The sequence below is a fragment of the Vibrio sp. HB236076 genome (genome assembly GCF_040957575.1).
GTDB lineage: Bacteria > Pseudomonadota > Gammaproteobacteria > Enterobacterales > Vibrionaceae > Vibrio.
Genome location: NZ_CP162601.1, coordinates 20,988 through 33,843, shown reverse-complemented (window position 1 = coordinate 33,843; position 12,856 = coordinate 20,988). Strand labels below are relative to the sequence as shown.

The 12,856-nt window shown below is 45.5% G+C and carries 7 protein-coding genes, 4 tRNA genes and 3 rRNA genes; 2 read left to right on the top strand and 12 right to left on the bottom strand.

The features are described from left to right. The first annotated feature begins 6 nt into the window (after positions 1–6). On the top strand, positions 7–900 hold the full coding sequence (ilvY, locus tag AB0763_RS00155) for an HTH-type transcriptional activator IlvY (protein ID WP_306101766.1): 894 nt from the start codon (positions 7–9) through the stop codon (positions 898–900). A 411-nt stretch (positions 901–1,311) separates the two neighbouring features. Here ilvY and AB0763_RS00150 read toward each other — a convergent pair whose 3' ends face one another. Both AB0763_RS00150 and AB0763_RS00145 read right to left on the bottom strand, forming a co-directional pair. Then, entirely contained in the window at positions 1,312–2,016 is a 705-nt protein-coding gene (locus AB0763_RS00150) for a PP2C family serine/threonine-protein phosphatase (RefSeq protein WP_306101765.1), read from the bottom strand. Beyond that, complete coding sequence (locus AB0763_RS00145) at positions 2,016–3,344, bottom strand: serine/threonine-protein kinase (RefSeq protein WP_306101764.1); 1,329 nt, start codon at positions 3,342–3,344, stop codon at positions 2,016–2,018. The genes AB0763_RS00150 and AB0763_RS00145 overlap by 1 nt, the downstream gene beginning before the upstream one ends. A 154-nt stretch (positions 3,345–3,498) precedes the next feature. Here AB0763_RS00145 and AB0763_RS00140 point away from each other — a divergent pair, with 154 nt between their 5' ends. Next, on the top strand, positions 3,499–3,708 hold the full coding sequence (locus AB0763_RS00140; RefSeq protein ID WP_306101763.1) for a DUF3892 domain-containing protein: 210 nt from the start codon (positions 3,499–3,501) through the stop codon (positions 3,706–3,708). A 192-nt stretch (positions 3,709–3,900) separates the two neighbouring features. Here AB0763_RS00140 and AB0763_RS00135 read toward each other — a convergent pair whose 3' ends face one another. From AB0763_RS00135 to hemG, 10 genes are all read right to left on the bottom strand, one after another. Next, a complete protein-coding gene (locus AB0763_RS00135) occupies positions 3,901–4,149 on the bottom strand; it encodes a hypothetical protein (protein WP_306101762.1) in 249 nt (82 codons plus the stop codon). 82 nt (positions 4,150–4,231) lie between these two features. Further along, the gene (locus tag AB0763_RS00130; protein WP_306101761.1) at positions 4,232–5,572 is read right to left on the bottom strand and encodes an FRG domain-containing protein; all 1,341 of its coding nucleotides are present in this window, start codon (positions 5,570–5,572) and stop codon (positions 4,232–4,234) included. 774 nt (positions 5,573–6,346) lie between these two features. After that, positions 6,347–6,423 (bottom strand) — tRNA-Trp (locus tag AB0763_RS00125). Positions 6,424–6,432: 9 nt separating this feature from the next. Further along, positions 6,433–6,509, bottom strand: a tRNA-Asp gene (locus AB0763_RS00120). Between the two features lie 82 nt (positions 6,510–6,591). Beyond that, a 5S ribosomal RNA gene (gene rrf, locus AB0763_RS00115) occupies positions 6,592–6,707 on the bottom strand. A 115-nt stretch (positions 6,708–6,822) separates the two neighbouring features. Continuing rightward, positions 6,823–9,713, bottom strand: a 23S ribosomal RNA gene (locus AB0763_RS00110). 323 nt (positions 9,714–10,036) lie between these two features. After that, positions 10,037–10,112, bottom strand: a tRNA-Ala gene (locus AB0763_RS00105). 34 nt (positions 10,113–10,146) lie between these two features. Continuing rightward, positions 10,147–10,223, bottom strand: a tRNA-Ile gene (locus AB0763_RS00100). A 63-nt stretch (positions 10,224–10,286) separates the two neighbouring features. Next, positions 10,287–11,838 (bottom strand): 16S ribosomal RNA (locus tag AB0763_RS00095). Together the 16S, 23S and 5S rRNA genes with 4 tRNA genes alongside form the textbook arrangement of a ribosomal RNA operon. 473 nt (positions 11,839–12,311) lie before the next feature. After that, a complete protein-coding gene (gene hemG, locus AB0763_RS00090) occupies positions 12,312–12,845 on the bottom strand; it encodes a menaquinone-dependent protoporphyrinogen IX dehydrogenase (RefSeq protein WP_306102298.1) in 534 nt (177 codons plus the stop codon). Positions 12,846–12,856: the final 11 nt, after the last annotated feature.

Genomic DNA, 12,856 nt, shown 5'->3' with positions numbered 1-12,856 from the left:
ATTTAATTGAATATCAAACACTTACAGATATTTATCCATCTGTGTGACAGTCAAAATTTCAGTAAAACTGCCACTGCCATGCATATGAGCCCCTCTGCGCTGAGTCGACAAGTTCAAAAGCTAGAGCAAGAGATAAAACAAACGTTATTCGTGCGTGACAATCGCAGTGTCGAGTTAACGCCAGCGGCCAAACAATTACTGCCCATTGCCCATAACATTGTTGAAAGCTGGCAAGGTTATCAGCAGCAACAGTCGTCAAATCAAGGCCAAGAACTCACCGGAGAGATCCGTCTTTATTGTTCGGTGACCGCCAGTTATAGCCACCTTCCTTTGTTGATCGAGCAATTTCGTCAACAGTACCCCTTCATCGAATTTAAGATTTCGACCGGCGATCCCGCATTGGCGGTCGAAAAGGTGTTAAACGATGAGGTGGATGTGGCGATTACCGCGAAATCTGATGAGTTGCCATCGCGAGTGGTGTTTGAATCGATCAGTGAAATTACCGTCTCTGTCATTGCCCCGCTCACCACCAATAACGCCACTGATCAGGTATTGCGCGATAGCCCGGATTGGAGCTCGGTTCCCTTTATCGTCCCCGAGGCTGGCGCGTTTCGAAAGCGCCTCAATGATTGGTTTAAAGACATGAAGATCCGCCCAAACATTTATGCTCAGGTCTCAGGCAATGAAGCCATTGTCAGCATGGTGGCGCTCGGTTGCGGTATTGGCATTGTGCCCGACGTAGTGATTAACAATAGCCCGGTGCGAGATAAAGTCAAAAAGCTGGATGTGAAGCCCATTAGGCCCTTTACCTTGGGGCTTTGCTGTAAACGCTCTCAGCTCGATAACCCATTAGTGCAAGCCCTATGGCAAATTGCGGAGACCAAGTACATTCACGTTTAATCGCCCTCGACCTCATTCAGAGCCTCATGCAAGGGTGAGGACGCATAACCAAGAAAATGGCTTTCCTCGCTTTTGACCACCAGTAACCCCAAAGCTTCTCTCTTGCGAAAGCCCCTCGATACGGCTCGTGATATTTAGCGCTCCCTTGCCAGTTTTCCTATCCCTTTATCAAGCGTCGCGAACGATATTTCAATGCCCTAGACTTTTTAGTTTTTAGACACAAAAAAGCCCCAGTCTTTCGACTGAGGCTTTCTGGTAATGGCAGGGGTGGAGAGATTCGAACTCCCAACACGCGGATTTGGAATAAATAATTACGCTGCATTAAAGACATAACCAATCGCACTAGTCAGCTATGTTGACATGAACCATATGGGAATCTAGCAAGCACATATCAAAAAGAATAAAAGCCACTTAATCTAGCTCAACAGAAGCAATAGTAAAATTATCCTCAGGGCCAAGACCTTCCAAAATTGTGACGATGGTGTCACACCATTCTTTCAAACTAGATGAATTTAAAGAAGTATCGCGAAATGTTTTCTTCGACACCACTCCGTGCACGCCATCAGTAACAAGTACAATTCTATCCTGCGAAACTAATTCAAACTCGAATTCATCAACAACCAGTTCTTTGTGTGAGCCAAGAGCACTGTATATTACGTTTTTTCTAGGATAATCAACTGCTGCTTCCTTCGTCAGCTTTCCTGAACGAATCAATTTAGCAACTTCAGAATGATCTTCGGAAAGTTGCTTAATCCCATTATCTCTTAAGATATACGCACGAGAATCGCCACAGTGAATTCCAATAACCCTTTCTGAAGTTACAAAAACAGCTGTAAATGTAGTCGCCATACCAGACAACTCAGCATCTTCAGAAGCTCGTTCTTTTATCTCATTATGAGCCACTTCCATGGCTTTACTAAAACTAAAGGAGGACTTAGAACTAATAACCTCTCTCAGAAACACTTCTATCGCCAGTTTTGAAGCGACTTCCCCACCATTATTTCCACCGACCCCATCAGCAACGCACAGAAGAACTCCCCCACTGACATACGTCAACGAAGCTGCATCTTGGTTTGTTATCCTAGGGCCTTTAGAACTAAATAAATAGGTCTGCATTATAAATTACATACTTGTCTTAAAGTGTTATAAACCGTTGGGTGAAGGTTCTGCAAATTAGTCCCTATACTACGCTCCAAGTGATGGAACATTCTACAGGCATCTTGGCCAATCACTCTAATCTCCAAGCCTAACCGCGTCGCAAGGTTATTATTCATTTGCAACCCACAGAGCTTCTCAAACTCGCGCTCTACATACCACCTGTTGTGGCTGGTACCCAAATAGAGTAAAGCGAGCAAAATGTTAACTTGTGAGTCTAACTCATTTAAGTTATGGAAGAAACAGACCAAGCGACTTGCCAATCCGTCACAAGAAGAAAAGGAGAACGAGCTTCCATCGATCCAAGAACTATATCTGTTTGATAACCTCCGAGCTAAATCCTCATCAAAGTTACAGAGCTCATCTATACGAAGGATTGTAAGCACATTAAATATCAATCTAATGTCATCACTATCAGGGGTTGCTTCAACAAATGTGACTAGCCCTTCCCAGAACATTCTATCAAGTCTTTTTTCGAATGCTAACATTTCGACAAACTTAGCTACAGTAGCAGATGTCGGAACCGCAGGAATAGTATCAACAGACAACAAGGCTTCACGTAGATCAGATACACTAGAAAAGCGCCTATTGGGGTCTCTTCTCGTACAAATACGAATGATATCAGCATACTGACTATGGTCATCATCTATCTCGTTGCAAGGAATACGATCTCCCGTACCAACGAAATCATGCAATATACAACCAACAGAATAAATATCAGATCGAGCCGATGCCTTCTTCAAATCAGCAGTGATTTCAGGAGCTGTATACATGTCAGACCCCATTCGCATACCAGTGGTTGTCAAGACCGATAATTGTGTGTCCTTTATGGACATCAAGCCAAAATCACCAATAGCATAATCTCGATATTCATCAGCACCGAATCTCAGTACATTCTGTGGTTTTAAGTCACGGTGATAGATTCCTAAAGAATGAAGTTCTTCCAAGCCAGCTAGAATATCCATAATAGCTTCTAAATAACGTCCATTCAGAGTTCGATCCGCAGATAAATCATCAGACAAAGACGACTGCGCATACGGCATGAAAAAATATGGAGGATTATGATCAAGCTGAGCCGCTACCACTCTAACTATATTATGGTGATTAATATTAGACTGAATGTTAGCTTCTCTTATGAACCGCTTTTTGACATTACTCTCCAGTTCAGGAGATAACGGTACAGGTTGATTAATAGAGAAGGTTTTTCGTGCCCAATAGCTCCCATTGACGTCTTTGACCAAATCAACGGTTCCAAATCCGCCCTTTCCTATATGTCTTACAAATTCCATCTACCAGTCCTGCATTCAAATAAACCACAAGCGTTTTTTTGACATTCATTCCAATATCATCATACACCACCAAGCTCATATATATGCACTAAATAGCTATATACTTAAAACGATTTAACAAAACCTGTTATCTGATCACATAAGGACTGAAATCATGGCTAACAATATCAAAGGCAACCAAGACGGTAAAAATAGGGAAAACCAAACATACACCATTCCCGGTCGAGGTGTAGTAGATAGAGAAACTCTCGTTAAAGAAGTAGATCAAGGTAAACATCCTAACTTTCATACAGTGGAAGTTGAGGGAGATAAATACGTAAGAGCCAACCCTGACCGTTCAAAAGGCAATAACGTGGATAGCTAAATTTCAAACCCTGATAGTAGCAGTCGTAGAGTGCGTGATTACTTCAGCAAGATTGCTACTCTACTATCTTCGAATAATCCACCAGCACACGACAGATAAACAACAGCAATCGTTCCACTACATTGCTACTACCTGTTCTGAAATAGAAAGCCAGATCCCTTTCGGAATCTGGCTTAGAGAGGGTTCGTGATACTACGCAGCGAGTTTTTCAGTATGGCCAAGGTTGTATTCTTCAAGTATCAATACCTCTTCATCAACCTCGTCTGGATGAAAAATAAGCGACATATCTACCATCGGATACTCACTAACAAACCAAGACAGTAACGGAAGCATACGTGAGGTAATTGGTAACGCTGATTCCAGTAGCTTACGTCCCTTTGCATTTGCGAGATCTTGCTTGGTGATACCTTCGATACCATCCGCTTCAAACGTAGCGACCATCTTATCGTAATGACCTCGTGGATCAGATTTAAGTGTAAATTAACATCTTCATATATATCAGCAATTTAAGTTAATACTGTTATTATCTAACGCTGCAGTCCTTATCTCGGTAGCATAAGGGGTTCTCTATCTTGAAATTATCTGTTTCTAATGACTCATTCAAGTGTCGCAGCATTGAAAAATGTAACTGATGCCTTAAATCATTATTACAAGGGCACAACTGGGGATGCTTCACACTATTCCAGTTAACGCCTTCTACTTTATAGCACCAACCCTGATTTACACCGACCCCACTAACAACATTACAGGGATGCTCGATAACCAATCCAGAAACCCAAATGTATCCATCATCATCCATGCGAACATGAATACCCTTTTCATACTCATAGACGTCATGATTCTCAATAACTTTAATCAAACTATCGAGTTCAATTACAAATTCACCTTCACTTTGAAGTAACTCAGTAACGCGATCGAGTTCAAACCGTTCATTTGTATTAGCATAATAAACGAACTGCGACATTTTGTAGAAGATTATGTTTTTAAAAGGATTATCTTCTTCCCCCCTGTTGTCAGACAACCAAAAATCACTGTATAGCGCTATATTAGGCGGAAGATGTTTGACTAACTTTGCTTCATAGTCCGGTAGTTCCAAGCCTCGCTTAAAAGCAGGTATCGGACTATCCACAGGAACACTTTCCCAGGGTAAATTGAGAAGAGAACTTAAAATAAAATCTTCATTTTTATGAGGGAATACATCTGACAACTCAGAAATTCCACTATCCTGATAAAATTCGCGCAAGATTTTTGCTGGTACTTCAAAATGCGCAGCTATCGTTTCGTAAGGGAGGTTATGGTCTAAGTTTCCCACTAGACAAGCCTGTTGAGCATGAAACCTTAACTTCCCTTCATCCCCTTGTAATAGAGTTAAGTCATGGACTTTGATACCCAGAGTACTTAGCGCAAGTAGGTCTATAACATAGATATGTCCTGTACTTGAGCTCTCGGTATATTTAGCTGTCTTGTGAACCAACCAAACTGGGTTTTCGTCTAAGTCTTCACACATATGAATAGACTTTTTTTCTTCAAAAACATTTGATGCAAACCAAGCAGCTATTTGAGGGGATTTAGTTAGATCAACATAGAATGAACGCCATCCGTAATGCTGAAGGATAGCTTGAGAGATCTCAAAGTCGATATCGAAATAGTTAGCACCGGAAAATGCTCTTATCATCGCTTTGGCATAATGGGTCCACTTAAACATTATCGGTGGAATGCAGCCGTGTCTGCTAAAAGATGTCGGTATATTTGTATTGCCAGATTCGTCGGGATAATGCTTTACTTGTCCACGAAAGAGGTATCCTTCCCGGAACGGTTCTAACTCGAGTTCAAGCTGTTTTAAGCTATTTATCACTTTTCTCATATTACCCACCAACCAAACTATACACAGATAACTTTTTTCAACTTCTGAATTGATTACTCAATAGGTTACATACTGTTTGAATAGCTGAACGAGGTCAATAAACATTCACTCAATTACCTAAGTACATATCTCCTATAGTAACCCACACTCAGAACAAGCAATTGACTTATAAGACTTCATAGATACATATCAAACCTAGTCTTTAGCAATAGTATGTTGCCGTCATTCTCGTGTCGCTTAGCGTTGTAATCACACTTCTAATCATCACCACAACATCAATAAACAAACATCGGCAACACTCCTACATTGCTATAACAAAGACTGAAATTTATCTCCGGATACCCCGAACGACTCGGATAAAGGTAAACCATATAAACGACGCCCCGTAGCGCACCGTCTGATGAGTGTCGATATGTCCTAGCTCTATCGACTAAAGAACAGTGGGATATGAACTCGTCTCGCTCACCAGATCTGTAGTATATCGTGACCGGATATAGACCATACCAGTCGCGAATTTCTATGAAAGGTGTTTGTTGGCAATATTCACCTAGGTAGCCGGCAAGCTCTATTAATAGCTGTATAGCTCACCACGAGGTTGAAGCTGAAAGTGCAGGATATGTACCGGAAGTGTTTTGGAGAGGCTTTATGAGCGCTTCTGATAGACTTTTGATGGGGTTGATAGACAAGAGATCTGAAACTGTCTATTTTTCATAATACTAGATGGCAAAAAGCCTCAACCGAAGTTGAGGCTTTTCATATCCCCTAAGGGAAATATGGCAGGGGTGGAGAGATTCGAACTCCCAACACGCGGATTTGGAATCCGCTGCTCTGCCAATTGGAGCTACACCCCTAAAATTGAGTGGCGGAGCGGACGGGACTCGAACCCGCGACCCCCGGCGTGACAGGCCGGTATTCTAACCAACTGAACTACCGCTCCACTACAAATTGTTCACAGTCTAAAGTCTTACTTTACATGCTTTAGCTTGTGTCTTCTTGATACATCAAGAAGGAATATCAAAGCCTGGCGATGTCCTACTCTCACATGGGGAAGCCCCACACTACCATCGGCGCAATTTTGTTTCACTTCTGAGTTCGGCATGGAGTCAGGTGGGTCCAAAATGCTATGGTCGCCAAGCAAAATATGGCGTTATCTTGCCGTTAGGCAAGATAACAAAATCTGGAAAGCTGTTTGTGTTCTCGACACAATCAAGTTTCTTTATCGAGTCCGATAAAAACCCTTTAGGTGTTGTATGGTTAAGTCTCACGGGCAATTAGTACAGGTTAGCTCAACGCCTCACAACGCTTACACACCCTGCCTATCAACGTTCTAGTCTCGAACAACCCTTTAGGACGCTTTAAGCGCCAGGGAGAACTCATCTCAAGGCTCGCTTCCCGCTTAGATGCTTTCAGCGGTTATCGATTCCGAACTTAGCTACCGGGCAATGCGTCTGGCGACACAACCCGAACACCAGAGGTTCGTCCACTCCGGTCCTCTCGTACTAGGAGCAGCCCCTTTCAATTCTCCAACGCCCACGGCAGATAGGGACCGAACTGTCTCACGACGTTCTAAACCCAGCTCGCGTACCACTTTAAATGGCGAACAGCCATACCCTTGGGACCGACTTCAGCCCCAGGATGTGATGAGCCGACATCGAGGTGCCAAACACCGCCGTCGATATGAACTCTTGGGCGGTATCAGCCTGTTATCCCCGGAGTACCTTTTATCCGTTGAGCGATGGCCCTTCCATTCAGAACCACCGGATCACTATGACCTGCTTTCGCACCTGCTCGAACCGTCATTCTCGCAGTTAAGCGGGCTTATGCCATTGCACTAACCTCACGATGTCCAACCGTGATTAGCCCACCTTCGTGCTCCTCCGTTACACTTTGGGAGGAGACCGCCCCAGTCAAACTACCCACCAGGCACTGTCCTCACCCCAGATAATGGGGCTAAGTTAGAACATCAACACTACAAGGGTGGTATTTCAAGGATGGCTCCACATGAACTGGCGCCCATGTATCAAAGCCTCCCACCTATCCTACACATGTAGGGTCAATGTTCAGTGCCAAGCTGTAGTAAAGGTTCACGGGGTCTTTCCGTCTAGCCGCGGGTACACTGCATCTTCACAGCGATTTCAATTTCACTGAGTCTCGGGTGGAGACAGCGTGGCCATCATTACGCCATTCGTGCAGGTCGGAACTTACCCGACAAGGAATTTCGCTACCTTAGGACCGTTATAGTTACGGCCGCCGTTTACCGGGGCTTCGATCAAGAGCGTCGACCTAAGTCTAACCCCATCAATTAACCTTCCGGCACCGGGCAGGCGTCACACCGTATACGTCATCTTACGATTTTGCACAGTGCTGTGTTTTTAATAAACAGTTGCAGCCACCTGGTATCTGCGACTCCTAATAGCTCCATCCGCAAGGGACTTCACCGTCAAGAGCGTACCTTCTCCCGAAGTTACGGTACCATTTTGCCTAGTTCCTTCACCCGAGTTCTCTCAAGCGCCTTGGTATTCTCTACCCGACCACCTGTGTCGGTTTGGGGTACGATTGCTTATAATCTGAAGCTTAGAGGCTTTTCCTGGAAGCATGGCATCAATGACTTCATCACCGTAGTGACTCGACGTCGTGTCTCGGCCTAACAAGGAACCGGATTTACCTAATTCCTTAGCCTACGCACTTGAACCTGGACAACCATCGCCAGGCCCACCTAGCCTTCTCCGTCCCCCCATCGCAATTATAAGCAGTACGGGAATATTAACCCGTTTCCCATCGACTACGCTTTTCAGCCTCGCCTTAGGGGTCGACTTACCCTGCCCCGATTAACGTTGGACAGGAACCCTTGGTCTTCCGGCGTGGAGGTTTTTCACCCCCATTATCGTTACTCATGTCAGCATTCGCACTTCTGATACCTCCAGCAAGCTTTACAACTCACCTTCAACGGCTTACAGAACGCTCCCCTACCCAATACAGTAAACTGTATTGCCGCAGCTTCGGTTTATAGCTTAGCCCCGTTACATCTTCCGCGCAGGCCGACTCGACTAGTGAGCTATTACGCTTTCTTTAAATGATGGCTGCTTCTAAGCCAACATCCTAGCTGTCTAAGCCTTCCCACATCGTTTCCCACTTAGCTATAATTTGGGACCTTAGCTGGCGGTCTGGGTTGTTTCCCTCTCCACGACGGACGTTAGCACCCGCCGTGTGTCTCCCGGATAGTACTTACTGGTATTCGGAGTTTGCAAAGGGTTGGTAAGTCGGGATGACCCCCTAGCCTTAACAGTGCTCTACCCCCAGTAGTATTCGTCCGAGGCGCTACCTAAATAGCTTTCGGGGAGAACCAGCTATCTCCAGGTTTGATTGGCCTTTCACCCCTAGCCACAAGTCATCCGCTAATTTTTCAACATTAGTCGGTTCGGTCCTCCAATTGATGTTACTCAATCTTCAACCTGCCCATGGCTAGATCACCTGGTTTCGGGTCTATATCCAGAGACTGAGCGCCCAGTTAAGACTCGGTTTCCCTACGGCTCCCCTAAACGGTTAACCTTGCCACTGAATATAAGTCGCTGACCCATTATACAAAAGGTACGCAGTCACCCCATAAAAGAGGCTCCTACTGCTTGTACGTACACGGTTTCAGGTTCTATTTCACTCCCCTCACAGGGGTTCTTTTCGCCTTTCCCTCACGGTACTGGTTCACTATCGGTCAGTCAGGAGTATTTAGCCTTGGAGGATGGTCCCCCCATGTTCAGACAGGATATCACGTGTCCCGCCTTACTCGATTTCACTGAATATACGCTGTCGGTTACGGGGCTATCACCCTGTATCGCGTGCCTTTCCAGACACTTCACCTGACGCATAAAAAGCTTAAGGGCTAATCCGGTTTCGCTCGCCGCTACTTCCAGAATCTCGGTTGATTTCTTTTCCTCGGGGTACTTAGATGTTTCAGTTCCCCCGGTTCGCCTCATTGTGCTATGAATTCACACAATGATAACTGCTTATGCAGCTGGGTTTCCCCATTCGGAAATCGTAGACTCAAGTGGCTCTTACTGCCTTATCTACGCTTATCGCAAGTTAGTACGTCCTTCATCGCCTCTGACTGCCAAGGCATCCACCGTGTACGCTTAGTCACTTAACCATACAACCCAAAAGAGTCTTTTGAGTTGATGTGCTTTACAAGTAAAGCGGTTAGTCACCAAGGTGTGTTCGTGTTTTTATACATGTCACGAACTCGATATTGCCGGACTCAATTTTGAAAACATATTACTATGCTTTCCCAAGAACACTTGATTGTGTGTTGGTTATCTCTTAAAGAGATAATTGAGAACTTTTACAAACAATCTCAAAGAGATTGTTTTGTCAGCTTTCCAAATTGTTAAAGAGCATGATTGTCTTTCTAATGAAAGAGAAACCATTTTTAAACACACTCATTTCTGCTTATCGCAGCAATGTGCTTAAAGATGGTGGAGCTATGCGGGATCGAACCGCAGACCTCCTGCGTGCAAGGCAGGCGCTCTCCCAGCTGAGCTATAGCCCCAATGAAATCGACCCCTATCTCTGGGAAAAGATAGTGGTGGGTCTGAGTGGACTTGAACCACCGACCTCCCGCTTATCAGGCGAGCGCTCTAACCAGCTGAGCTACAGACCCATTTCTCTTTACTTTAAACCCTATCAATCTGTGTGGACACGCATCGAAAGATAATCTTTCGTATAAGGAGGTGATCCAGCCCCAGGTTCCCCTAGGGCTACCTTGTTACGACTTCACCCCAGTCATGAACCACAAAGTGGTGAGCGTCCCCCCGAAGGTTAAACTACCCACTTCTTTTGCAGCCCACTCCCATGGTGTGACGGGCGGTGTGTACAAGGCCCGGGAACGTATTCACCGTGGCATTCTGATCCACGATTACTAGCGATTCCGACTTCATGGAGTCGAGTTGCAGACTCCAATCCGGACTACGACGCACTTTTTGGGATTCGCTCACTTTCGCAAGTTGGCAACCCTCTGTATGCGCCATTGTAGCACGTGTGTAGCCCTACTCGTAAGGGCCATGATGACTTGACGTCGTCCCCACCTTCCTCCGGTTTATCACCGGCAGTCTCCCTGGAGTTCCCACCCGAAGTGCTGGCAAACAAGGATAAGGGTTGCGCTCGTTGCGGGACTTAACCCAACATTTCACAACACGAGCTGACGACAGCCATGCAGCACCTGTCTCATAGTTCCCGAAGGCACCAAAGCATCTCTGCTAAGTTCTATGGATGTCAAGAGTAGGTAAGGTTCTTCGCGTTGCATCGAATTAAACCACATGCTCCACCGCTTGTGCGGGCCCCCGTCAATTCATTTGAGTTTTAATCTTGCGACCGTACTCCCCAGGCGGTCTACTTAACGCGTTAGCTCCGAAAGCCACGGCTCAAGGCCACAACCTCCAAGTAGACATCGTTTACAGCGTGGACTACCAGGGTATCTAATCCTGTTTGCTCCCCACGCTTTCGCATCTGAGTGTCAGTATCTGTCCAGGGGGCCGCCTTCGCCACCGGTATTCCTTCAGATCTCTACGCATTTCACCGCTACACCTGAAATTCTACCCCCCTCTACAGTACTCTAGCCTGCCAGTTTCAAATGCTATTCCGAGGTTGAGCCCCGGGCTTTCACATCTGACTTAACAAACCACCTGCATGCGCTTTACGCCCAGTAATTCCGATTAACGCTCGCACCCTCCGTATTACCGCGGCTGCTGGCACGGAGTTAGCCGGTGCTTCTTCTGCAGCTAACGTCAAAGAACTAGGCTATTAACCTAATCCCCTTCCTCACTGCTGAAAGTACTTTACAACCCGAAGGCCTTCTTCATACACGCGGCATGGCTGCATCAGGCTTGCGCCCATTGTGCAATATTCCCCACTGCTGCCTCCCGTAGGAGTCTGGACCGTGTCTCAGTTCCAGTGTGGCTGATCATCCTCTCAGACCAGCTAGGGATCGTCGCCTTGGTGAGCCATTACCTCACCAACTAGCTAATCCCACCTGGGCATATCCTGACGCGAGAGGCCCGAAGGTCCCCCTCTTTACTCCGAAGAGATTATGCGGTATTAGCCATCGTTTCCAATGGTTATCCCCCACATCAGGGCAATTTCCCAGGCATTACTCACCCGTCCGCCGCTCGACGCCGTTATCGTCCCCCGAAGGTTCAGATAACTCGTTTCCGCTCGACTTGCATGTGTTAGGCCTGCCGCCAGCGTTCAATCTGAGCCATGATCAAACTCTTCAATTAAAGTTTTTGTGCTCTTTCGAGCGGCTCAATGAATACTGATTACATTCTTTATTCGTTGCCGAATAAGGACTGTGAATTGACTGTGCCAAGTCTTTCGACTCGTTTGGTCACTCAGTTCATTGAAACCAATGTGATTCCTAAGAATCTATTGATTATCATCAACGAGTGCCCACACAGATTGATAGTGTTTAAATTGTTAAAGAGCTTTGCTTCAAGGCTTTCCCTCGAAGTGGACGGCCATTTTAGCGATTTAAGTTTCTGTGTCAAACACTTTTTGAAACTTTTTTCTTAAGAGTGAAACACGCTTAAAACCGTCCTTCTGATTTGGCGTTTAAGCATCTCGCTTTGCCGTGTCAGTGGATGCGCATTATAGGGAAGAGCGAAAAGTTAGCAAGCACAAAATGCGCTTTTTTACGACTTTTTGCACCAAGTGGGCAAAAGTAAAGCGAAGTGCTCAAAAGCCATACGAAAAGCTAGTCTTGAGCGAAGGATAAAGCGAACTTTTCCACTTTATTCCAGTTCGTATATTCGACGAAGGGTTTACTGGTATCGGTTTCTCCGCCAGTCATCGACATAATGAATCGAATCATAATGCGGTCAAACCAACGATATTTAGGATATTGCAGCGCCCCAGCAAAAACGCCGATGGTATCTGGCTGCCATTGGGAACGCTTCAAGAAGGTTTGTACATAGGCACTGCCTTCTGGTGTGTCTTTGCCTTCGTCTTCTTTGCGTGCCGTTAAATTAACACACACAAAAGCCGCATGCCCTTCAATTAATGCCTTGTGGTGCTGCTCGATAAATTGATACAAAGCAGGGTTGAATTTTCCGTAGCGAATCGAAGCCGCCACCAAGATTTTATCGTAATCCGCCCACGTCACGTCGCTGCCAACTTGGTGTAGATCGAGCAGCTCACATTGATAGCCCGACATTTTTGTCGCGATAAACTGTAAAATTTTTGTCGTTTGTCCTTCTCGCGATGAGTAAAGCAAAATCGCCTTTTTCATGATACCGCCTT